23 protein-coding genes are annotated in these 22,159 nt (G+C 33.6%); 11 read left to right on the top strand and 12 right to left on the bottom strand.

The annotated features are described in order from the left end of the window. Positions 1 to 243 precede the first annotated feature (243 nt). The 6 genes from ACXR6G_RS07440 to ACXR6G_RS07415 all read left to right on the top strand — a co-directional run bounded on the left by ACXR6G_RS07440 (position 244) and on the right by ACXR6G_RS07415 (position 4,290). Positions 244 to 564 carry a hypothetical protein gene (locus ACXR6G_RS07440; protein WP_458360785.1) on the top strand — a complete coding sequence of 107 codons (321 nt, stop codon included), beginning with the start codon at positions 244 to 246 and terminating at the stop codon, positions 562 to 564. Position 565: 1 nt separating this feature from the next. Then, positions 566 to 1,042, top strand: coding sequence for a hypothetical protein (locus tag ACXR6G_RS07435; protein ID WP_458360784.1), 477 nt, complete (start codon positions 566 to 568; stop codon positions 1,040 to 1,042). After that, complete coding sequence (locus ACXR6G_RS07430) at positions 1,039 to 1,572, top strand: permease (protein ID WP_458360783.1); 534 nt, start codon at positions 1,039 to 1,041, stop codon at positions 1,570 to 1,572. The genes ACXR6G_RS07435 and ACXR6G_RS07430 overlap by 4 nt, the downstream gene beginning before the upstream one ends. A gap of 791 nt (positions 1,573 to 2,363) precedes the next feature. Continuing rightward, on the top strand, positions 2,364 to 2,999 hold the full coding sequence (locus ACXR6G_RS07425) for a hypothetical protein (RefSeq protein ID WP_458360782.1): 636 nt from the start codon (positions 2,364 to 2,366) through the stop codon (positions 2,997 to 2,999). A 215-nt stretch (positions 3,000 to 3,214) separates the two neighbouring features. Further along, entirely contained in the window at positions 3,215 to 3,814 is a 600-nt protein-coding gene (locus ACXR6G_RS07420) for a hypothetical protein (RefSeq protein WP_458360781.1), read from the top strand. 317 nt (positions 3,815 to 4,131) lie between these two features. Further along, positions 4,132 to 4,290 (top strand): hypothetical protein, encoded by a 159-nt coding sequence (locus tag ACXR6G_RS07415; protein WP_458360780.1) that lies wholly within the window; start codon positions 4,132 to 4,134, stop codon positions 4,288 to 4,290. A gap of 189 nt (positions 4,291 to 4,479) precedes the next feature. On the opposite strand, the gene ACXR6G_RS07410 is transcribed toward ACXR6G_RS07415, so the two are convergent. From ACXR6G_RS07410 to ACXR6G_RS07400, 3 genes are all read right to left on the bottom strand, one after another. Next, positions 4,480 to 5,178, bottom strand: coding sequence for a hypothetical protein (locus tag ACXR6G_RS07410; RefSeq protein WP_458360779.1), 699 nt, complete (start codon positions 5,176 to 5,178; stop codon positions 4,480 to 4,482). Between the two features lie 865 nt (positions 5,179 to 6,043). Then, positions 6,044 to 6,754, bottom strand: a complete 711-nt coding sequence (locus ACXR6G_RS07405; protein WP_458360778.1) for a hypothetical protein — start codon at positions 6,752 to 6,754, stop codon at positions 6,044 to 6,046. A 184-nt stretch (positions 6,755 to 6,938) separates the two neighbouring features. Beyond that, entirely contained in the window at positions 6,939 to 8,012 is a 1,074-nt protein-coding gene (locus tag ACXR6G_RS07400) for a hypothetical protein (protein ID WP_458360777.1), read from the bottom strand. A 134-nt stretch (positions 8,013 to 8,146) separates the two neighbouring features. On the opposite strand from ACXR6G_RS07400, the gene ACXR6G_RS07395 reads away from it, so the two are divergent. From ACXR6G_RS07395 to ACXR6G_RS07385, 3 genes are read left to right on the top strand one after another with little or no spacing between them, the layout of a single operon-like run. Further along, the gene (locus ACXR6G_RS07395; protein WP_458360776.1) at positions 8,147 to 8,662 is read left to right on the top strand and encodes an RNA polymerase sigma factor; all 516 of its coding nucleotides are present in this window, start codon (positions 8,147 to 8,149) and stop codon (positions 8,660 to 8,662) included. Between the two features lie 56 nt (positions 8,663 to 8,718). Continuing rightward, positions 8,719 to 9,624 (top strand): FecR family protein, encoded by a 906-nt coding sequence (locus ACXR6G_RS07390; RefSeq protein ID WP_458360775.1) that lies wholly within the window; start codon positions 8,719 to 8,721, stop codon positions 9,622 to 9,624. Then, the gene (locus ACXR6G_RS07385; RefSeq protein ID WP_458360774.1) at positions 9,593 to 12,145 is read left to right on the top strand and encodes a TonB-dependent receptor; all 2,553 of its coding nucleotides are present in this window, start codon (positions 9,593 to 9,595) and stop codon (positions 12,143 to 12,145) included. The genes ACXR6G_RS07390 and ACXR6G_RS07385 overlap by 32 nt, the downstream gene beginning before the upstream one ends. A gap of 225 nt (positions 12,146 to 12,370) precedes the next feature. On the opposite strand, the gene ACXR6G_RS07380 is transcribed toward ACXR6G_RS07385, so the two are convergent. The 9 genes from ACXR6G_RS07380 to ACXR6G_RS07340 all read right to left on the bottom strand — a co-directional run bounded on the left by ACXR6G_RS07380 (position 12,371) and on the right by ACXR6G_RS07340 (position 18,172). Next, the gene (locus ACXR6G_RS07380; RefSeq protein WP_458360773.1) at positions 12,371 to 12,793 is read right to left on the bottom strand and encodes a hypothetical protein; all 423 of its coding nucleotides are present in this window, start codon (positions 12,791 to 12,793) and stop codon (positions 12,371 to 12,373) included. Between the two features lie 270 nt (positions 12,794 to 13,063). Continuing rightward, complete coding sequence (locus ACXR6G_RS07375; RefSeq protein WP_458360772.1) at positions 13,064 to 13,624, bottom strand: sugar O-acetyltransferase; 561 nt, start codon at positions 13,622 to 13,624, stop codon at positions 13,064 to 13,066. A 788-nt stretch (positions 13,625 to 14,412) separates the two neighbouring features. After that, positions 14,413 to 14,577 (bottom strand): hypothetical protein, encoded by a 165-nt coding sequence (locus ACXR6G_RS07370; RefSeq protein ID WP_458360771.1) that lies wholly within the window; start codon positions 14,575 to 14,577, stop codon positions 14,413 to 14,415. Between the two features lie 48 nt (positions 14,578 to 14,625). Then, entirely contained in the window at positions 14,626 to 14,793 is a 168-nt protein-coding gene (locus ACXR6G_RS07365) for a hypothetical protein (protein ID WP_458360770.1), read from the bottom strand. A 149-nt stretch (positions 14,794 to 14,942) separates the two neighbouring features. Beyond that, positions 14,943 to 15,674 (bottom strand): GNAT family N-acetyltransferase, encoded by a 732-nt coding sequence (locus tag ACXR6G_RS07360; RefSeq protein ID WP_458360769.1) that lies wholly within the window; start codon positions 15,672 to 15,674, stop codon positions 14,943 to 14,945. Positions 15,675 to 15,677: 3 nt separating this feature from the next. Then, positions 15,678 to 16,127, bottom strand: a complete 450-nt coding sequence (locus ACXR6G_RS07355) for a DMT family transporter (RefSeq protein WP_458360768.1) — start codon at positions 16,125 to 16,127, stop codon at positions 15,678 to 15,680. A gap of 49 nt (positions 16,128 to 16,176) precedes the next feature. Beyond that, positions 16,177 to 16,776 (bottom strand): Crp/Fnr family transcriptional regulator, encoded by a 600-nt coding sequence (locus tag ACXR6G_RS07350; RefSeq protein WP_458360767.1) that lies wholly within the window; start codon positions 16,774 to 16,776, stop codon positions 16,177 to 16,179. 381 nt (positions 16,777 to 17,157) lie between these two features. Continuing rightward, positions 17,158 to 17,295 (bottom strand): hypothetical protein, encoded by a 138-nt coding sequence (locus ACXR6G_RS07345; RefSeq protein WP_458360766.1) that lies wholly within the window; start codon positions 17,293 to 17,295, stop codon positions 17,158 to 17,160. A gap of 703 nt (positions 17,296 to 17,998) precedes the next feature. Continuing rightward, positions 17,999 to 18,172, bottom strand: coding sequence for a thioesterase family protein (locus ACXR6G_RS07340; protein WP_458360765.1), 174 nt, complete (start codon positions 18,170 to 18,172; stop codon positions 17,999 to 18,001). Positions 18,173 to 18,559: 387 nt separating this feature from the next. Here ACXR6G_RS07340 and ACXR6G_RS07335 point away from each other — a divergent pair, with 387 nt between their 5' ends. Further along, complete coding sequence (locus tag ACXR6G_RS07335) at positions 18,560 to 19,357, top strand: T9SS type A sorting domain-containing protein (protein ID WP_458360764.1); 798 nt, start codon at positions 18,560 to 18,562, stop codon at positions 19,355 to 19,357. Between the two features lie 54 nt (positions 19,358 to 19,411). Next, positions 19,412 to 22,159, top strand: coding sequence for a tail fiber protein (locus ACXR6G_RS07330; protein ID WP_458360763.1), 2,748 nt, complete (start codon positions 19,412 to 19,414; stop codon positions 22,157 to 22,159).

Raw genomic sequence — 22,159 nt, 5'->3', positions numbered from 1 at the left:
ACGCTAACAAAAGCTAAATTTCATGGGCGCTGATGAGTCGTTTGATCCCGATAGTTATCGGGATAGTACAATTAATCCCGACGAGTCGGGACCAGCAAGCCAATTATATGGATTTAAGGTCTTGCAAAAACTTAAAGCCATTGGTGACCATTACAGATGATAAGAGTCACGACAATAATAACTTATATCACTTGTTAAGCACAAGCGGAATGACCTACGTTATAAATTAACAATATTAGGAGTATGGAGACAATGAAAATTTTTAATCCAAAAACATTACAAGCATTTCCTTTTTCTGAAAGGCAGAAAAATGTGTTTTTCCAGGTTGATGAGTTCAAGATGAGAATCATTGAACTCGGAAAGGATCAACAGCTACCCGAATGTGAAATGAATTCGTATGTAATTTTTTCATTGGTTTCTGGAGAAGTTGAAGTGATTGTCAACAACGAAAAGTCTTTATTAAACAAAGGGGAATTATTGGTATCGGGTCCAGCAAAATTTTCTATGAAAGCTCTTAGGGCATCACGTCTTGTGGGTATTCAAGTTACAAAAGAGAAATTGTAATATGGAGATACTTACCATCATTGCGGTAATCGCAATTATAGCATCACTGATTGCCGACAGGCGTAAGACCTGGATAGGTATAAAAAAGGGCTTAGTAATGTTTGTAAAAATTCTCCCTTCCATTGTATCGGTGCTGATTTTGGTAAGCGTATTATTGCATCTATTACCTAACGAGTTAATTGTTGAATATTTGGGCGAAGATGCAGGTTTTACAGGTTATGTATTTGCAGCTATAGCAGGTTCAATTGCTTTAATTCCCGGCTTTATTGCATACCCTTTAGCAGGTATTTTAGTGAAAACTGGTGTTAGTTATCCTGTTATTGCTGTTTTTATAACAACTTTAATGATGGTTGGAATTTTAACATTACCCGTAGAAATAAAATATTTTGGTATACGGATTTCCCTTATCCGCAATATACTTTACTTTTTCGGAGCTCTTATTGTTGGTTTTTTAATCGGCTTATTCTACATATTATGAGAGAAATATTAAAGAAAAACTGGCTTAATTTTTTAATTATAGTTGTGTTTACTGCATTTGTAGCTGTATCATTCAGCATTGATTACACTTTGGGCAAAAACATATTTAAAGAACAGTTTTATGATTTTACAAAAGAGATGATTTTGTTTTTGCCAATAATGTTTATTCTCATAGGTCTTGGCGATGTATGGATTAACCGTGAAAAAGTTGAAAAGCACATAGGTAAGGACTCTGGTTTAAAAGGAATAATTCTTGTAATTTTTTTGTCAATGGCACAAGTCGGACCTTTATATGGTGCTTTTCCTGTAACCTATTTGCTATGGAAAAAGGGAGCCAGTATCCGCAATATCTTTATTTATATTGGAGCATTTTGCACCATAAAGATTCCGATGATTACATTCGAAATCGGCTTTTTAGGATGGAAGTTCTCTATTTTGCGTACACTTTTCACTTTGCCAATTATCATTATAATAGGAGTTGTAATGGAAAAATTGTTGAAAAACAAATCCTTTGAAGTGAAACAACCTTAAATAAAAACACGCCAACACAAAGGAGGGCAGATGGAAAAACAAAATGAAACGAAAATACAAGGCTTAATTAACAGATTTACAAAAAGAAATAAAAAACCGCCAGTGCATAACAAAAGCTAAATTTCATGGGCGCTGTTAAGCAGTTTGATCCCGATAGTTATCGGGATAGTACAATTAAGAAACACCAGCAAGCCACCTAGATTGGTTTGCTTAAAAATATAAACAAATTTATGCGGCTTGCTTATTTAGCGGTTTACTCACTTCGGTCGGTAGATAAGATAACTCTTTAATCCCGATAGCTATTGGGAGCACAGGCAACTTAGCAAGACCGTTCCCAAATCACACAAGTTTGGGCATTTTAAGCCCATCATTTCAAATAAAAGAATGCGTCAGACCTGACACCCCGAAACATCGGGGTTAAAACCTGTTAGGTCTCGTTTTTTTATCCCCTAAGTAGAGGCGTTCTATTTTATGTGCAATACCCAACTTTCCCTTACAAAACATATTGTTTGTTCCCTGCTTTTCATAAATTTGGTATGCTTTGAATTTAAAGCTAAGCTCTTGTTGTTTAAATAAGGATCAGAAGCCTCTAATGTGGTTTTTAAGATTTGCAAAAACTTAAAACCATTGGTGACCCTTACAGATGATAAGAGTCACGACAATAATAACTTATAAAAACAAGCAGATAAGTGATATATAATGCATAGCATCTTATACACTTGTTATGGGCAAACACATAATAAAGGATGACTAATAGAAGTAAGAATTATTTCACAAAAAAATTAAGAATAATGAAAGTAAGAGGACTCTTAATGCTGATGATTATATTCAGTTCCATTACAGTTTTTTCGCAGGGGACTAATAACAAATTGCCATATGACAATGAAGATTTCAAATATATTTTTGAAAGCCTTGGTTTAACAACCTTCAAATTTCCAATAAAACAGACTTCAGAAGACTTGTTTGACATTGTTATAGAGGAGTATAGAGCAGGTGATTTAAAGAAAACAACCTCTACTATAAATAGGGCAATTGAATTGTTTAATCCCTATGGAATTGATGCCTTTGAATATTTTAAGGTTGAAAAAGACTCTGTTTATATGCACCGTTTTTATTTTCATGAAAAAGATACTGTTTTACAATTAGATGTTAAATTACATGGATTTTCAATGAGAATGAATTTTTCATTAACAAATACATCAACGTTTAACTATAATGCTCTAGGTTTTGAGGAAATTGATAGTATAGGCTATCTTGAAATTGAAAACTCAAAGGAGTTATTCTATATGTACGGTAATTCTGACAAGGAAAGTGATATGGTATTGCAGTGTTCGAATGGTCTCTCTAAACAGCAGTTAATCAAGATGTATAATCATCTTATCATTTTAACAGTCGAAAAATATAGACCAAAAAAAGTCAGCCCATAACAAAAGCTAAATTTCATGGGCGCTGATAATCAGTTCGAAAGTTTAGAGCAATTAAGAAACACCAGCAAGCCAATTAAATTGGTTTGCGTAAAAATATAAACAAATTTATGCGGCTTGCTTCTTTAGCGGTTTGAAAGGTTATTTCTTTTAAATCGCCCACGCAAACTTAGCAAGACCGTTACCAGGAATTCAACAACTTGCAGATATTTAGCACAATGAAAAAAGAGAGACTTTGGATAGGATTAGGTATTGGTTATATGTTGAAAGTAATGAAATCAAACATTAAAATTTCAAAATATCATAAAGAATTTGCTTCAATTAGACATGGGAATTATTATGAATTCATTAATCTAATAAAGGAACCTATCGCCGAAATGATTATGTCCAATGAAAGAGGTGAGATAATTGTAAATCCAACACTGAATAAAGATTATATTGATTTTGGTCAATTATTAATGGCAGGTCCTTCAATCAAAAAGTTCTTTAATCAATGTTGCAAGGTATACGGTAATATAAGCGATAACGAAATTACAGATTCCTTATTCTATGAAATAGGGATATTCGAAATCAGTATAAGGATGCATGCTAATAATTATAAATTACTTACTGAAAGAGAAAAATTTGAAGTTGTAATAGATAAGATCTGCCGTTTTAAAAATATACCAAAAAAAGACAAAGAAGCATTGCAAAAAGGACGACGATTTTTGAATATGATTAAACATTTCAACAATCAATTTGAAACTTGGGAGGATGGAATTAGCGCATTTAAAATAGCTAATGAAATAATTAAGAAACATAAATTGTTGATTATTTAATGAACAGCTACTAACAAAAGCTAAATTTCATGGGCGGTGATGAGCAGTTTGATCCCGATAGCAATCGGGATGGTTCAATTAAAAAAACGCTCCCCTCAGCACATTCAAACTGAGTGGGGTGTTTTCTTGTTATAGTTTGATACCACTAATGAAAATTGTAGGGTATCATGCCGATGTATGTTGAGTTGGGCTGTAGATGAACTTACGATTTTAGGACACATACGAAACAACAATCTGTATTAGGATTCAATTCAATCATCGCTTGTGTTTTGTGATGTTTTAACCCATTATCTGCGTCAAATGTCCAATGGACTGCAATGAATACTCTGAGGGGTCAGGCATGCCTCGGGAAGCCTAAAAATGCCCAATGGAGGGTATTACTTGCCGATTGGAAGGCTAAAATGATCGATTGGATGGAGGATTTGGCTCAGGGGTGGCACAGATTGAATGATTATCGCCTGCTTTTATCCAGTTGAATATCGAAATTAAGTTTGGGGGATGGTGAAATGGGCAGTTGGCTTAGTGAAATTTTAAATTGGAGCTGAAATTCGTCTCAGGGGATGGGTGATTTGAGTCATGGCCTTTGATTTTTTCACCATGGGGATAGAAAAATACCCCGGGACAGGGTAAAACTGCCTCGGGGCTGGTATTTTTTAAGAGATGGCTTATCTTTTGTAGTTTGCCAGGTATTTCTCTTTGCGTTCGTCGTCTTTCCAGAAAACATATTTCCCATATTCACGTATGTCACTCATATGTTCGGTAAGCAGCGTGTATGCTTTGTCGCGAATCAGTTTGTTGCTACTGCTTTCATCTTTAGACCCATTGGCTGTAGCGAGCAATTCGGACATGACTCTCGAACTGGCTCTTGCTTTTTCGTTCAAGCTGGGGTTATAATTTATCTCAGTCAGTGGTTGTGGATTCTTTTCCCCCAATACCGCTAACTCTATTAAATCCTGAATCATATCTGCATGAGAACTGCCATCTTTTATTCGAGATACCTTTGTTTTGATATCCGGCTCATTACGATATGCAAAACTAAAGTGATGAAGCATTTCGTCTCTTAACTCATAGGCAGCAGGCGATTGTTCTTGCCACTCTTTCTGTGCTTCTTGTTGGGCACGGTATTCGCTCATCCATTGTGCCTGGCAATAACGTAAGGCGCCTGATAAAGATGGCAGTTCATCGATAAGCGAAACTTCCATACCTGCTTTTTTTAATGCCGTCTTATCTTTGGTAGCCTCTTTGGCCAATGTTTCTGCACTGGCGGTTTGCTCATCAATAGGATGGTTAGGCAGTTTGACTTCCTTTATTGGAAGCGCTTCGATTTTTTCTTTCCATGTTTCAAAATCGTTTTGATAATCCATAATTTAATAATAATAAATTTATCTTGTAGGGCCCATTGGCCTCCTCTTCCAGTCACTCGCTAAAGCCGGCCGGTTGATGACCAGCCAATGGGTTACCTTTTATTCCCCAAAAGAAAACATGCGTTTAACTTTCAAAGAACACTTAAGTTAAGTGAAATTTAATTTATTTCCATGTATTTGTTTTGTCAAGTTTCTCAAGGTGACTGAAGTATGACTAAAATAAGCTTCGTTTTGTGGTATTTGGTCTGGCTACTTATCTGACAAGGATAATGGCTTTAGGGAATTTAAGTGTGCAGCTGGTAGGGGGTAGGAGGCAATAATGGGAATGGTGATGAAAGTGATGACATCGAGCTAAATGATTGGATGAAAGGGGAACGGATATCAATAGAAAATATGCCATAAAAAAAGCCCATTCAGAATATATCCGAATGGGCAATTATTTTATTTTTCGTCTAACAGTCTAACAGTCTAACAGTCTAACAGTCTAACAGTCTAACAGTCTAACAGTCTAACAGTCTTTCTCCATAAATTTGATTGGATCGATTTCCTAAGGCTTGCTTTTATCCAAATGGAGCTGCTCTCAAGTATAGCAGGGGAGGATTTAGGTCTTAGTCCCAACAGGACCTATATTAAAATGCTTTAAAGTCTAACTGTCAGTCATTTCGGAGGTTTGAGATAAATAAATACACCCTTATTTGTCCCCCTTTTTCCATTAACATGAATTCGAATAGCACTATGAAATTGGCAGGTATATAAAATTTTCATAACCTGTCAAATCTAAATGCAAAACGGATCAATCTGCTTTCTTGGTAACGAAAGGGTTATCCCATTTGTGGGGATAACCCTTTTATGATATTTGGCAAGCTTAATCCTCTTCCTCTTCCTCGTCTTCATCCTCGTTTTCGTCCTCTTCAAAATCAGTTACATCATCGATCTTATCTTCGATTAACTTGGCTAATTCTGAATTTGAATCCTTATTTAGTAAAATTATATTTCCTTCAGAAACAACAGCTGTTGAAAAATCAATATCTTGAAACAAAACGTTCAAATCAATAGTTAAAAGAAGATTATTAACTACAGTTTCACTGATTTCAATTCCGATTTCGCTCTCTATTTCCAACTCGAATTCTTCATCGGTCTCAAATACCACATTGTACTCAACATTATCAACTCCTGTGAATTTGGCTTTCACAACAAAGGATAAATTTCCGTCCAGAACATTGTCAATATCAGCTTCAAATTCATTGTAGATTCCTGGTTCAATATTAATCAGATCCATTTCAGGCTCTGACACACCTGTCAGTAAATTTACTTTGTATGGTCCTTCCCACTCATATTCAACCTCCAATGAATCATCATCTGAATCTCTTTCAATTTCCATCTCTTTAATTCCCATATAGGCTTCCGTAAAAGTTAAAGATTGTGAGGTGATTGCTTTTACAACAGGGTTCGTTATTGCTTTGAATGTTAATTTAACATTAGGGCTATCACTGACACTGTCACTTGATTTATCGCAAGAGAACAAAAAAAGAGACAAAACAGCCAGAAAAGCCACTGAAAATAATTTAAGTTTCATAATAGTAGAATTTTAGATTAATTAAATACTGATTTATAATATGTTATTAGATAGAGTCATTTATAATTCATAAATTCCAGAAAGAAGACCCAATCAAAATATTGTAATTTTTGTATTAACGAGTGATTCCTTTTTTAACTAGCCTTAAATCTGAATGCTACTTAAGCGGCACTGTACAGCTTATTTAATCACTAGATCCAACTACAGAAATAGTGAGTTTCTTTACATAGCCTTCAGATTCGCTTGTAGCCTCCATGTATATGGAAGTTTCGTTTAAACTTATTACTTTCCATTCATCGTTAAGCCAAACCAGAGGTGAGTCATCTGTATCAAAACCGATTTCCAATACTTTTTCATTATTGTCAAGATCTAATTCCCATTCCCCAGAGACTGTGTCCTCACCACTATTAGCTAATAAAGTTGATTCTGAAACGAAGGAGATTGAGTGCGTACCAAAAGCGGAAGTTTCATCGGTGGTATCGGTAAATAAAGTAACTTCCCAAACGTTAGACATCAGGTGTGAGATCAACTCAGTTAGTGCTTCATCTGATAGATCTTGATCATCATCTTCATCACAGTCATCCTCGGATTCATCGATACGCTCTTCCAGTTCTTCATTGTTATGTATCTCGATATTGGAACCATCTGATAGTCGCAGAGAAATTGGGTAGGTAATACTAGCCAATACATCGTCCAAATCATTAAAGATATAATATAGCTCTTGATCCTTGTTAACTGTTACAACAGTAGCAACTTGAGTTTCAATATTAAACAGAGCTACCTCAAATGGATATATAAAGTCAATACATTCAATATCACTGTCCTCATTGTTATCAGAACAATCCTCTTGCAAATCCTCCAATTCATCCTCATTGTATATAACAAGCTCTGTGTAGTTATCTAAGATTACTGTTATGGGATAATATATTTCGATATCATTTAAAGACTGACTGTAGTTTGATTTTAAATATTCGATATCCTCTTCAGAATTTAATATTATTGTCTCATTAATAATATCGATTGAGATGGGATACTTAAGACTTGCACAACTACAATCATCAATAATATTATCTGAAGATCCATCCTTAAGTGCGACACTTAAAATTAGATCTCCAAGATTTGTATTTGATTTGATCACATCTTTAGTCGGCGGTTCTTCAATTTCAGTAAATTCCTTCTGGCATCCATGGAAAAGAACCATGACAGACATCAGTAACAGTACACCCAGCTTCAGCCTTATTTTTGAAATTCGTTTCATACTTATTATTTGATCATTCGAATATAAAACAGATAACTCACACGAATTCCTACTTCTAATTTCAATTATTTATAAATACTTGTATCTTGCCGCTGAAAAACCTTATTAAACACCCAGTTGGAAAATCATCATCAATGGCTGAAAAAAAGAATTTGTGTGAAGAGAAGTTCTTTAATGAAATGTTTAGAACATACTCAAAGGATTTATACAATTTCCTTTACTATAAATATGGGGAGTGTCATAACCCACAAGACATAGTACAAGATAGCTTTACGAAACTTTGGGAGAATTGTAAAAAAGTTCTACCTGAGAAAGTGAAATCTTTTTTATTCACAGTAGCCAATAACACAATGCTAAACACATTTTCAAGACAAAAAACAGTTTTGAAATATAGGGAGCATAAGCCAAAGGATTATACCATTGAATCGCCAGAATATTTGATGGAAGAGAAAGAGTATATGGAAAGATTGCAAAAAGCAATTGAAGATTTAACAGAAGAACAGAGAGTAACATTTTTACTTAATAGAATTGAGGGTAAAAAGCATCAGGAAATAGCCGATATGCTGGGTATATCTAGGAAAGCTGTAGAAAAGAGGATTTATACAGCATTAAATATTTTAAAACAAAAATTAGAAATGCATAATTTTTGATAAAATCTAGGTAGGAGATTTAGCAACTCATCTGTTTTAATAAAGAGAGCATAGATATGACAAACGAAGAATATACAAAAAAATATATAGCCGGCACACTTACAGATGCTGAGATGGACGCGTTTAAAATTTCAGAAGACTACAAGCAGATTTCTAGGCTTTTAAATGCCGTACAAGCTTTTAAAGCACCCGATTATAATGTTGAAGGAGAAATACAGCTACTTTCAGGTAACTTAAAGCATAGAAAAAAAAATGGTTCATTTCGCAAGCAATGGAAGCCTCTATGGGGAGTTGCCGCTACTATACTTTTGATTATAGCCTTTGGTTACATGCAATTTAATAATTCGAATGATACTGGTGAAATGTTATTTGCAGATAAAGCTGAATTTAATTTACCTGATTCATCGTTTGTGGCCTTAAATGAAGGTTCCAAATTATATTACACAATAAAGGAATGGCAAACAGAAAGAAGTGTTGAGCTAAAAGGAGAAGCTTTCTTTAAGGTGAAAAAAGGTTCAAAATTTGAAGTTGAAACAAATCAAGGTGTAATTAGTGTTTTGGGAACGGAATTTAACGTTAAGAGTTGGGAGAATTATTTTGAAGTTACGTGCTATTCAGGCCTTGTTCGTGTTAAAACACCACAAAAAACAGTTAATCTAAGAGCCAATTCTATATTTAGGGTCATTGATGGTATTCCATATCAGCACTCAATTCTCAATGAAAATTCACCTGGGTGGCTGCATGGTGAAAGCACATTTAAAAGTGTGCCTTTGAATATCGTTTTAAAAGAATTTGAAAGACAATACAAGGTTAAAGTAATAAAAAAGGATATTGATTTACCCCAGCTATTTACGGGAAGTTTTACTCACAATAATATCAACCTTGCTTTAGAATCTATTACTCTTCCAATTAATATGGGTTATAAAAAGAATGGTAATAAAATTACAATTGAAAAGGAATAAACCATTAATATTATGCATTGCATTTTTCATTATTTTTTATGGAAATGTAATCGCACAGAAGCCACAGCAACAAGAATCACTTCAAAGTGTTCTTCATGTCTTAGAAAAAAGATTAGATGTTGTATTTACCTATCTCGATGAAACGATTGAAGGGTACTTTATTAAATTACCGGCTGAAAATTTAAACCTTAGTGAAATACTCAATGTTTTAAATGATAAAACAGGTTTAGAATTTAAGAGGTTAAATCAACGGTATATTGCAATTAGCAAACCACAAACAGTTCCTATTCAAATTTGTGGATTAATTAGAGATAAAGAGACCAATAAGGCAATAGAAGGTGCCATTATTTACTCGGGAAACAATTACATACTAAGTGATGATTCAGGTCAATTCAAATTTTCTAAAGATCTAATAGAAGACTCAGTCCTAATTGTAAGACATATAGGCTATGAATCAATTGGTATCGCTAAAGATAACTTGAAGATAGGTAGTAACAATAACTTATACTTAACCCCAGAAACGACTACACTTCAGGAAGTTATTGTCAAAAACTATATTGCAAAAGGCATCAACAAAAATGCGAATGGTTCAGTTCAGTTAGACGTTCAAAACATGGAGGTTTTACCTGGGCTTACCGAACCTGATATTTTGCATACATTACAAGTTTTACCTGGCTTACAAAGTATTAATGAAACAGTTTCAGAAATTAATATTAGAGGCGGAACAAATGATCAAAACCTTATCCTTTGGGATGGGGTAAAAGTATACCAAGCAGGACACTTTTTCGGTTTGATTTCCGCATTTAACTCTTATTTAGTTTCAAAAGCAACTGTTACAAAAAATGGTACAAGTGCAGCAAATGGTGATGGGGTGTCAGGTACAATTGACCTTCAGTTAAAAGATCGCTTAACTAAACGCGTAAAGGTAAGCACAGGTCTTAATTTGCTTAATAGTGATGTCATAATTGAGGCGCCAATTTCCAAATCATCATCCATTCAATTTTCAGCCAGAAGATCAATTTCAAATATAATTGAAACTCCCACCTACAAACAGTATTTTGACAGAGCTTTTAATTATACTGAGGTAACAAGTCACCTCAATCACACAGATAAAGTCATAGACTCTAATCAAGACTTCAACTTTTACGACTATAATTTCAAAATTCTTTATGACATTTCAGAAAAAGACAAACTCGAAGTTGGCCTTCTGAAAATCCACAACTCTATTAATTATGAGGAAAGTGAGATTATTGACAACATTATTGAAACTAAAACCAGTGGCTTAGGACAATCCAGTCTCGTCTCAAACTTAAATTACAGTCGTTTATGGAATAATAGATTAAAAACATCAGTTTTAGGCTACATCTCTTACTATAATTTAGATGCTGTTAATTTTAATATATTAAAAGCCCAGCGCCATATTCAAAAAAATGAGGTGAAAGATATTGGATTGAAACTGAATTCAAGATATACTCTTAGTCCGAATATTGTTATTTTAAATGGGTATCAATTTTGTGAAATAGGTATTCGTAATTTGGAAGATATTAATGTCCCAAACTACAGAAAAGAGGTCAAAAATATTCTGAGAACTCATGCTTTATATACAGAAGGGAATTTTAGCTCCCATTCTCACAATATTAATATACGTTTAGGATTAAGAGCTAATTATTTCCAGGATTTTGATAGACTTATTCTTGAGCCACGCCTAGCTTTTAACCTGAAGTTTCTTGACCATTTTTCGTTTGAGATTCTTGCTGAAGCAAAGAGTCAAAATACGGTTCAAATTACTGATTTTCAAACTGACTTCTTAGGAGTTGAAAAAAGACGTTGGGTTCTATCAGATAATAAGGATATACCAATTATTACCAGTAAGCAATTATCTCTAGGTTTACATTATCAAAAAAGCGATTTACTGATAGCTATAGAAGCATACTCTAAGCGTGTTGAAGGAATTATTTCTTCCAGCCAAGGATTTCATAATGAATTTAAATTTATTCGAACAGTTGGAGCTTACGACACCTATGGGATTGATTTGCTAATTAATAAAAGATTAAAGAATTTAAATTTATGGATTAACTATTCTCTTGCTGAAAATAATTATCGTTTTGAAGAATTTACACCATCGTATTTTCCGAGTAATCTAGATGTATTGCATACATTGACTTTAGGAGGAAGCTATAAAATAAGAAATCTTGAATTATCTGCAGGATATAATTATCGTACGGGTAAACCGTATACAACTCCCGCAATAGAAAATCCTATTTTTCAGAATAAGATAAACTATCAAAAAGTAAATAGTGATTACCTAGAGCCCTACGTTCGACTGGACGTATCAATGAAGTATCGATTCAGTATTACAAACAAAATCCATGGCTTAATCGGTTTCTCTTTATGGAATGCGCTTAATAAGAAGAATGTAATAAACACATATTACATTCTTAATGAAACTAATGAACTAGAACAAATAGAACAAGAAGCTCTAAGAATGACTCCTAATGTGAACTTTAGAGTGAATTTTTAGTTAGTTTCTTTTGTAGAAGTGTGACTTTCGTCTTAAAGGGGTTACCGTATTTGTATATGGTTTGTTGCGTGGTTAAGTACCTAATTTAGCAAATAAAATCCGAGAGGTTTTTCGTATGTAGGCTAGAACTAGCAATAAATTATATACGGTGTTGTGGCACGTTAACTATGTTTTTAATGAACCTCTCAATTAATTATTAAAAGGCTCATTAAAATGTATTCAAAATTAATTTCCTTCACTTAATGAGAAGCTACCATCTCCATTAAAATCAGTAAGATTTATAGTTACAGTCCAAGCACCTGAAACGCCCTCAGAGGTTACTCCTGAGTACGAATCAGGTTCGACACTTCCATTCAAAGACCTGTCTAAAACGGTAGTGCCTTCAGAATCTTTTACAATCATTTGAAATATTCCATTTGCAGAGGAAGTAATGTCTGCATTGTATTCGGCCGTAGAAAGGGAATTTTGCCAATTGAAGGTTTGGGAATTATCTCCTCCATTTCCAGTAAAATCACCACCAATATCACCAGTATTACCTTCGTTCAAAGTGATATTAGCAAAGGCATCATCATCACTATCGCAGCTAGTTAATAAAAGATTAATTGAAAAAATTGTTAGGATAAGTAATGTTACTTTAAAGAATTTCATATAAATAAATTTAGTGTTAAAGTAATATAACAGTTCAAGATGCTAAATTCCTACCAACTAATTGAAATATATAAAGTTTTTTTTTGTAAACTTGAACATATTGAGAATATTTAGTGTTGACCTATGTGCTACAACGTTTTTGTACAAGGTTAGTTGCGTTGTTTAAGCAACTAATATATTAATAATTACTGACCTAGAAAATCCGTAAGAATTTTCGTAAGTGTGCTAAAACTTAGCAATTAATTTTTACGGTGTTGTATGTAGTTTAATCTACTGTTCTAATTTTCGTAAAACTTTACAAGGATTACCAACTGCAAAAACATCTGAAGGTATATCTTTATTAACTACACTTCCTGCTCCTATAATAGTTCTATCTCCAATTGTAACTCCTGGGCAAATTATTACACTACCTCCAAGCCATACATCTTCTCCAATATTTATAGCTTTAGCAAATTCAAGTCCAGAAGCACGCTCTTTATAATTCATAGGATGTGTCGCTGTATATATTTGAACATTAGGACCAATTAAAGTTCTTGAACCTATAGAAACTTTCATTACATCAAGAACAACGCAATTAAAATTGAAATAAACATCTTCTCCGACCTCAATATTAGCTCCATAATCACAATAAAAAGGTGTTTGTATAAACAAGTTTTCCCCTTTATTCGGAATTAATTCTCTTAAAAGTTGATTCTTTTTTCCTTCTTGGTCTTCTGCGAGGTCATTAAAGTTCTTTAATAATAATCTCGTATTTAATCTTTCTTCAGTCAATTTTATATCAGAAGCATTATATAATTCTCCAGATAGCATTTTTTGTTTCTCTGTTTTCATAAATCAACTTATTTAATTATTTCAATTTTGTTTCTCACAATATCGGAAATTACATACAACGTATGTGTAACATCAATATTGATATTATTTCTTTTATATCTTTTGAAAAGGTGACTATACACAGCTAATTTGGGTGTGTATAGTCACCTTTTAGTTTTTATCTTATATACTGAAATGCACAAGACTTGAGTAAAGCTATCAAATTTCATCTATGATTCATACTGTCAAATCGGACAAGATTCTTATACAGATAAATTCCACTTTAAAGAGGTCGCTATATCGATAATGGGATGAACTGAATATTGAGCTGAGAAACGGTGTATTTCTATTCGGGGAAAAAGGGAATAATAGTAGATTAATAGGTGCATACAGGAAACAAGATCTTATAATAAAGCTATTAAAAAGGGGTCTTAAGGGGTATTTATCCAGATCTTACCTAGTTTCTAACTAGATCATTTATCCTGCTTCTATCTCGATTATTTATCCTACTTAAACGATCTTTTGATAGCAAGGCAAGTCTATTTGGTGAAAATTTCCGTTTTTCTAGTAAAATAAGACCTTACAGAGAGTTAAACCTACGAATATAGCTATCATAAAGGGGATTTAAGGGATGTTTATCTAGATCTAATCTAGTTTTCATCCCGATATTAACTAGATAGCTTATCCGTTTAGGAGGATATAAAAAGCCAATCAATATTTTAGTGACTCAGGTCTTAATTGGCCGAAGTCTAAAATATCAGTTGGCTTGATAAATAAAGCTGAAATTACACATCTTCGCTTTGCTTGGATTACTTAATGCAGCCTTGTAAGGTGCTGAATATTTCTACTTGCTCATCATGAGACTTTGTAAAGAGAACATAGAGTATTTGCACCAAATTCTCTTTTGCATCGGGTTTCATTTTTCTAATGGCACCAATAATCTGTTTTTCCTGAATATTGTATTGATTTGCCATACCGCCAAGACTATTTGCAGTCTTAGGAAATAGATTGTTTGCAAAAGCTCATAATATGGTTTGGATAGCGGGCATTTGTGTGATTGCTGTAACGGTTTCTTTTGTTGTGTTAGTCCTGACCTCAGCAATCTCCTTAGCATATTTCCCTTTTAGCTTACTCATTTCATCTTTCAGCTTTTCAATCGTAAATTCATGCTTTAGATTCGCATCGTCCAAAGTTCTGATAAATTATTAAAATCAACGGTCATATATATGAAACGTTTGACGTTTCAACGCGATACCTTATCAAGCCGTTATAAAGTTTATCAAATTATCTGATCTTTAAATTAACACTTTCCGCTAAAAATTTTAGTTCAGTATTAGCTTTAGTTGTTCTTCTTCCTAAGTATTTTATAAGTTTCAATTTCGCCATAAGGTTCAAAATCCAATTTTCTATAAATCGGTTCTCCCATTAATGAAGCATGAAGAACACAAAAATTCATATTATTTTCTTTTGCTTCAATTAATAATCTTTCAGTCATACTTTTTCCTATTCCTTTTCCTCTCCCATTGGGAAGCGTCCCTATCATGTGCAATCCAGCATTATTATTAGAATCAAAGAATATGATGCCACAGCCTAAACTCTCATTGTTTTCTTGATAGATGAATAATCGAATTGTTTCTGATTCATTAACTATTTTATAAATCAGATTGAAGTCAACTTTATACCCAAATGATTCCGACGCAGTTTTCGCAAAATCAATCGAATCTTTTTCTGTTTCTACTCGTTTAATACTGGGATTTGGAGATAGTCTCTTTGTTATTGACTTTAAATCTAGAGCCATGTTTCTTTGTCCGAATACAAATTCGAAATTGGGATTACTTCTTAAATCATTGGGATTTTCTATTGTTATAATTTCAGGTAATTTTCCCTCCTGACTCAGCTGAAGTACTTCATCAAGAACTCCTGCCTTGTTCTTCAAATTAAAGATTCGATTTGGCCAATCAGAATCATCCATTGAAACTGTGGAATAATTCTCTGTCTTCCTTAGTTTGTTGGTCAAATCACCAATTTGCTCCCATAATTCGTATAGGTTATTTATTATCTTTTCGTTCATATTTTACTTCAAATTAGTTATTAACATACCCGATATCATTGCTAAAATCCCTATATATTTTTTTAATGTTAATGGTTCCATTGGTAAATTCATCCATCCCAAATGACCAGCTATCGCCGCAAATATCAATTGTCCACAAAGGCCAATTGAAATCATTGTTGATATCCCAAGTTTAGGTATAGTATACAAATACAGACCAATACCTACCATACTTAAAAATCCACCTGTAAACCATAGGTAAATTGGTATTCCTTTGATTTGATCTATTGTAGGAAAAGTTTTAGTACTTAAAAGAACAAAAACAATTGCAAAGATTATACTTGAAAAAAATGCAATAATAGATGCTAGTAATGGGTTTTTTAAGGCCATTCCTAACTGTGAATTTAAGCCACTTTGTGCAGCTAAAGCAATTCCACCTGTGAATGCTAATAATGAGAGCAATAATTTATTCATTCTGCAAATGAAGCATCAAAAATTCTTATCCACATTTACATATGTTGATTTATTCCTTTATTTTTTTTCTTATTCGGCTCAATTGGGTTGGGGTAATTCCTAAATGTGAAGCAATATGTTGTTGTGCAATTCTAGTGTCAATATTGGGATGAGCGAGACGCAACTTGATATATCTTTCAGTGGCATTCTCAAGGATTAATGAAACTTCCTTTTTCTCTTTATCAATGACCCAGTTTTTTTCTAAGTATGCGATATAAAACTCCTTTAAATCATTCTCCTGATTAATTAATTTTCGGTAAGACTTGTAATCCAATGAAATTAGAATCGTATGCTCTAGAGCTTCAAGCGTAAACTCAGAGGGTTTTTCGAGCATTGAGGAAACAATTGAACCTGCAATGTCATTTTCAAGGAATATATTTTTTGTGTAAATATCTCCCAAAGGGTTTGTAAAATAGGCTCTAAGTACGCCTTTACATATGAAATAGATGTTTTTAGAATAGATCCCATTATTAAGCAATATTTCATTCTTTTCTAGAGTCTTGAATTTGATAATTGATCTCAATAGATTCCATGACTTATCACTAATAAATGAATAGGATTCAAATTTATTTTTCAAATCTAAAATGTATTTATCTCTATCTATTAGCATATTCTATTTATTCGTCCTTTGGGGAGTAAATATTATTTATAAAACATCAATTAAATTCACACTAAAGTATTAAATCTATGCTAAGATTCATACTGGAAAACCTGTCATCTTTTTAACACATAAAATCACATTTAAAAGAAGGCGTTATCTCGATAATGGGATAAAATAATATTGAGCCAAGAAATGATATATTTCTATTCGAGAATAATGGAGCTATTGTGAAGGGGGTTTAGGTGGTATTTATCTAGATCTACCTAGTTTGCTTTTATCTTTAGCTTAAAAAAAAAAGCCCATTCAGATGATCTCCGAATGGGCAATTACTTTATTTTTCGTCTAACAGTCTAACAGTCTAACAGTCTAACAGTCTAACAGTCTAACAGTCTAAGCTCTCGCCATAAATTTAATTGGGTCGATCACGTAACGTTTGTGTAGTGATGAACCAATTGGTCCATCTTCATCAGTAGCCTCAATTTCGAAAGTCAATTCTTTGAGAATTAGAGTAAACAAAATTGGTTTCACAGCAAAATCAAATCCATAATACAAATCATTTTTTCTGTTTATTTACTTTTCCTTGATGAAAAGTAACAAAAATCAATGGCTCCGGCACTCAGTGACCCATCACGGCTCAAAGGCTAAACAGACTGAACTCGTTCGTACCTCACAAAGACAGCATTCTGTTTTTAACGCCTTTTTCACCTATGGGGCCCCACTTACGCTGCCGAGGCCAGGAATAAAAATAAATCTCACAATCTTAATCATATTTTATCAAAATGTTTTGGGCGGGCTTTGTCAGCCTGCCGTGAGGCGTGTCACAGAAGGATCAGGCTGACTTGATTTTTGATTCGCGAACTAAAATATAAAGGTGCTCATAAGCCCTTCGGGGTAGCTTATTTTTTATCTAAGAAACGAGCGAAGCGAGTTCATGAACACCCGTTTTATAATGAGTGAATAAAAAAGTAAGATCCGCCTTAGGCGGATAGAGCGAAAATTCTAAATATAATCCAAAATATACTTAGTACACTTAGACCCAATTTTTGTAACTGATCCTAAGTGAGATTGTCCCAAGCACCTCTGGTTATTCTCCTTGGGGGGCTTTGGGGGATTAAAGGGGAACTGGTATCAATAGAAAACATGCCATAAAAAAAGCCCATTCAGAATATATCCGAATGGGGCATTTATAGTTTTGTTCAACAGTCTAAAAGTCCAACAGTTTAAAAGCCTATTAAGCTCTCGCCATAAATTTAATTGGGTCGATCACGTAACGCTTGTGTAGTGATGAACAAATTGGTCCATCTTCGTCAGTAGCTTCAATTTCGAAAGTCAATTTTTTACCATCAACCTCAGTTAGTTTATTTATATGGATTAGTTTGCATAATCTATAAAGCCATTGCTTCATATTCTATCGTGTATAATATTTTTATAAAAGAATCTACTGACTATTATTTCTTCATATGCCATAAGTGTGACTAATAAAATATTTAGTATTAGGAGTTTTGTTTTTGATTATCTGTTTAAGTGGATCAAATGAAAAATGGATATGTAAAACGTGTTTTTTATAAGAGGTGTAATGACTGTTTTGGTTTTTAAATAATTGAATTTTGCACTATTCCGCTGTTGTATTTTGCTTACATATAGAGTTTTGTGTTTTTCTGTTTTTGTTTTTTGTTTATTAGAAATATTTGATTGTTCGATTATTATTTTCTAGCTTGTAGTCTCAGAAGAATAATTAATATGTTGATTGTTTAATTTTGAATGAAACCAACTTAATCCTAATATGTTTATAATGAAGCTCTCTAGAATAAGTGTGACACTAATGCTGTTTTTTATTTCGCTACCTAGCTATTCACAAACAATAAATGCAGATTTACACGATAGCAACATTGTATTTACCAGTGGAACTTCCAATGTTAATTTTTATGCTGATTTTGGTATTGACTCTAATGAATTCTTGGATGGTCTACAGGGGATTACTTTTAATATTGGCTTTGATCCAACTGCGATTTATGCTGATTCATTGCATATAAAAGCAAACTCTCACTTATTGGGACTACACCCTTCAGAATATATGGAAATGCAAAGAGTCGACTCCAATTACGCTCTGTATTCTATTGTTTTGAAAGGAAGAGAGAAAACATTAAATATGAGTACGCTTCCTTTAATGTTCAACTTTAGAATTAGACCAGAAGTTTCTCAAAAATTGGTCGAGAACGATTGTAACTATCAAATCTATTTTTCAGCAGCAAATCTAAAGGCGCAAGATTCAAAGCAAGCTGCTTTGGAAATAGAACCATTTGATTTTTCTATTGATATTGATTGTGAGGCTCTAAGAGAGAGTAGGACTTTAACTGCAAGCCCTAATCCTACTAAAGGAAAAGTTTGGATAAATACACCTTTTGACTTTATCAATTCTGTAGAACAAGTATTAGTTCATGATATGAAAGGTGTTATGGTGTCAGCAAAAACTCGTGAATACGATAATATTATTGAAGTTGACCTATCATCATTTAAGGAAGGTGTGTATTTAATAACAATAACCTATGATAAGTGGGAAAAAGACGTTCTTAAGATTATTAAGAATTAAGATCACCACACAATAAACCTACAGTTTCGAATTATAACCCAAGAGATAAAAGATATGACCAGAAAAATTCACCTCATTATTAGTTTTATTATGCTCCTGACTTTTACAGCACAGGCACAAAATGATAAAGAATTACTTAAGAGTCATTTCAGAAGTGGAAATGCACCTGGACAGAGTGAATTCCATGATCTTATAAATTTTTGCTACAATTACTCTGTTGGCAAAGGACTTAAATGTGAATCGGGAACGTTAAACGCTGAAGTTACTCTTGATCTGCTTAATCAGATATTGGCAGATTCGGCACAGAAGAATCAGTTCAGATTAGATTCAAGATTTCAAACACTAGAACAAAAACTTAATGCAGACAAAATTGATGTTAATAATAAATTATCTCTTTTAGAAATTGCTTTGCAGGATACTGATGGTGCATTACGACAAAGTTTAAGAGTTATTGAAGAAAGTATAAGTAGTAAGCATGAGACTGATAAGATAAAATTAGTGTCTTTGATATCGGATTTGGAAAAAAAGGTGATTACAAAGATCGATTCATTGGCCAACGCACAAAATGCTGATAAACTTTATCAGGATATAAGAATGACAACTATAGAAGAGAACCATAATGTGTTGAACGATACTGTGGTGAAAATGAAAATAAAACTTGATACGCTTAATTATACCGAGCATGATTTTACACAGACTTTAAAATTAAAGCTTAATAATATTGAAGAAGGTGCTACACGAAGTGATAATAATTTCGCTGATTCTCTGGTTACAAAGCTATTGGCGATAGAGAAGAATGCTAATAATTATCAACTGCCCATGTCGAGCCATGCCAAACTTGGAGGGATCAAACTAAGTGGAGATTTTGTTTTGTACGATGGTAAAGTTTATAGTGCACTCGATCCTGAAAAAGTTGATCGATGGTATGCTACTGATACAATTCTTAATGACTGGTCTAATGTCATGCTGGTAGATCAGAAATGGACAAAAGTACGAATGAAAATTCCCACTGGTGATGCAGATGCTGATGGGAAAAAGCTATACGATTACGGTGAATTTAATCCCCCATATAAATTTATATACGATGATCTTGAAACTAGTTATTATGAATATAATGGAACGGACGAAAGCAATGTGATATTGGGAGAGCATGAGAAACAGAAAAAAATACTAGGTACTAAGAATACCTTAATTGGCCATAAGGCAGGGTATAATTTGTTTGAAGGTGGTGATGAAAATGTGATTATTGGTTTTCAAGCAGGACAATCGTCTGCAAATGTTTCTCATAATGTTTTTGTAGGATCAAGAGCAGGACAGAATATTCAAGGCGGCTCCGATAATGTAGGTCAAATGAATGTGGCTATTGGTAGTCGTTCAATGAGTGGGCGTAACAACAACAAAGAATCTTTGGCTCTAGGTTTTGCCAGTATGGAGCTTGGAGAACAACAGAGTTCTGTTGCTATAGGTATAAAAGCGATGGGGAAGAATTCTGGAGATAATAATATTGCAATTGGTTATGAGGCTGCTTTGTCTGCTGAAGGATCTAATAACAAACAAAATATCAATTTAGGCTACCGGGCAGCTTATGCTTCTATGACAGCCCATCGTAATATTGGTATTGGAGATTCTACTGCATTTAGTAATATTTCTGGCAAAGGGAATCTATTTATTGGTCATGGAAGTGGAAAAACAAATACACTAAGTGGAAATCTATTTATTGGACATGCTATTGATGAAGGTGGCAGTGACAAAATGTTGATTGGTAATAATGGTAAGGTTTTGATATCAGGTGATTTTAATAAGGGCACAGTCAGTATTGATAAGTTTTCCAGCAATCAGATAAAAATTGGTGAAGATAAAGAAGTCATCAACGCTTCGGCTCAGTTTGTTGGGGAAGGTGGTGTTAATACGAGCACGGTTATCGCTTCAAAAAGCTTGAGTGCCGCTGGTGTAGAAATTATTAAAAAAGACGGTGCTGTACTAACAGAACGATATGCCCAAAAAGCACATAGCCATTCTAACTCTGATTTTGTAACGGATGCTGCACATCGTTTTGTCTCGGATACTGAAAAAGGAAGTTGGAACAATAAGGTTGACAAAATAGCTGGTAAAAGTTTAAGTAGCCAAGATTTTACTTTAAGCCTAAAAACAAAACTAGCAGGTATTGAGGCAGGATCCAATAAATATGCACACCCAAACACTCACGCAGCAACAATGATTTCTACTGACACTGATCATCAGTTTGTAAGTGAAACAGAAAAGAGTGAATGGTCAGCTGGAGAAATTCCTCTAGGAGGAATTATTATGTGGTCTGGAGCAACTATCCCAGATGGGTGGGAACTTTGTGATGGTGGTATTTATAATGGGAATGAAACACCTGATTTGCGCGACCGTTTTGTTGTAGGGAGTGGAAATGCATATACAGTTAATGATATTGGAGGAGAAGATACGGTCAAACTTAAAGAAGAGGAAATGCCTGCTCATAATCATGCATTATCTTCTGAAGGTAAACATTCTCATAAAGGATCGGCAAAATATGGAGGGAGTCATAATCATAAATTAAAGAAAACAATAAGTGAACATCATAGAAGTTTTGCTGGTAGGAGTGGTTCAGATCACCCTTTAAAAAATAAAGGAAATTTTTATATGAATAGTACCGAAAGTGCTGGATCACACTCTCATACACTTGATATCAGTGAGAATGAAGAACATGTTCATAAAGTCGGAAATACTGGTGGTGGATTAGCACATGAAAATCGCCCTCCTTATTATGCCTTAGCTTTTATCATGAGAGTAAAATAA

The organism is Ancylomarina sp. YFZ004 (genome assembly GCF_054254355.1).
The sequence above is the reverse complement of the archived record's forward strand: the minus strand, read 5'-3'. Positions and strand labels throughout refer to the sequence as shown.

Excerpts from the sequence above, each read along its gene's own strand:
- ACXR6G_RS07440 (WP_458360785.1), top strand. The coding sequence starts at position 244 with ATGGAGACAATGAAAATTTTTAATCCAAAAACATTACAAGCATTTCCT.
- ACXR6G_RS07435 (WP_458360784.1), top strand. The coding sequence starts at position 566 with ATGGAGATACTTACCATCATTGCGGTAATCGCAATTATAGCATCACTG.
- ACXR6G_RS07430 (WP_458360783.1), top strand. The coding sequence starts at position 1,039 with ATGAGAGAAATATTAAAGAAAAACTGGCTTAATTTTTTAATTATAGTT.
- ACXR6G_RS07425 (WP_458360782.1), top strand. The coding sequence starts at position 2,364 with ATGAAAGTAAGAGGACTCTTAATGCTGATGATTATATTCAGTTCCATT.
- ACXR6G_RS07420 (WP_458360781.1), top strand. The coding sequence starts at position 3,215 with ATGAAAAAAGAGAGACTTTGGATAGGATTAGGTATTGGTTATATGTTG.
- ACXR6G_RS07415 (WP_458360780.1), top strand. The coding sequence starts at position 4,132 with ATGAATACTCTGAGGGGTCAGGCATGCCTCGGGAAGCCTAAAAATGCC.
- ACXR6G_RS07410 (WP_458360779.1), bottom strand. The coding sequence starts at position 5,178 with ATGGATTATCAAAACGATTTTGAAACATGGAAAGAAAAAATCGAAGCG.
- ACXR6G_RS07405 (WP_458360778.1), bottom strand. The coding sequence starts at position 6,754 with ATGAAACTTAAATTATTTTCAGTGGCTTTTCTGGCTGTTTTGTCTCTT.
- ACXR6G_RS07400 (WP_458360777.1), bottom strand. The coding sequence starts at position 8,012 with ATGAAACGAATTTCAAAAATAAGGCTGAAGCTGGGTGTACTGTTACTG.
- ACXR6G_RS07395 (WP_458360776.1), top strand. The coding sequence starts at position 8,147 with ATGGCTGAAAAAAAGAATTTGTGTGAAGAGAAGTTCTTTAATGAAATG.
- ACXR6G_RS07390 (WP_458360775.1), top strand. The coding sequence starts at position 8,719 with ATGACAAACGAAGAATATACAAAAAAATATATAGCCGGCACACTTACA.
- ACXR6G_RS07385 (WP_458360774.1), top strand. The coding sequence starts at position 9,593 with ATGGTAATAAAATTACAATTGAAAAGGAATAAACCATTAATATTATGC.
- ACXR6G_RS07380 (WP_458360773.1), bottom strand. The coding sequence starts at position 12,793 with ATGAAATTCTTTAAAGTAACATTACTTATCCTAACAATTTTTTCAATT.
- ACXR6G_RS07375 (WP_458360772.1), bottom strand. The coding sequence starts at position 13,624 with ATGAAAACAGAGAAACAAAAAATGCTATCTGGAGAATTATATAATGCT.
- ACXR6G_RS07370 (WP_458360771.1), bottom strand. The coding sequence starts at position 14,577 with ATGGCAAATCAATACAATATTCAGGAAAAACAGATTATTGGTGCCATT.
- ACXR6G_RS07360 (WP_458360769.1), bottom strand. The coding sequence starts at position 15,674 with ATGAACGAAAAGATAATAAATAACCTATACGAATTATGGGAGCAAATT.
- ACXR6G_RS07355 (WP_458360768.1), bottom strand. The coding sequence starts at position 16,127 with ATGAATAAATTATTGCTCTCATTATTAGCATTCACAGGTGGAATTGCT.
- ACXR6G_RS07350 (WP_458360767.1), bottom strand. The coding sequence starts at position 16,776 with ATGCTAATAGATAGAGATAAATACATTTTAGATTTGAAAAATAAATTT.
- ACXR6G_RS07340 (WP_458360765.1), bottom strand. The coding sequence starts at position 18,172 with ATGAAGCAATGGCTTTATAGATTATGCAAACTAATCCATATAAATAAA.
- ACXR6G_RS07335 (WP_458360764.1), top strand. The coding sequence starts at position 18,560 with ATGAAGCTCTCTAGAATAAGTGTGACACTAATGCTGTTTTTTATTTCG.
- ACXR6G_RS07330 (WP_458360763.1), top strand. The coding sequence starts at position 19,412 with ATGACCAGAAAAATTCACCTCATTATTAGTTTTATTATGCTCCTGACT.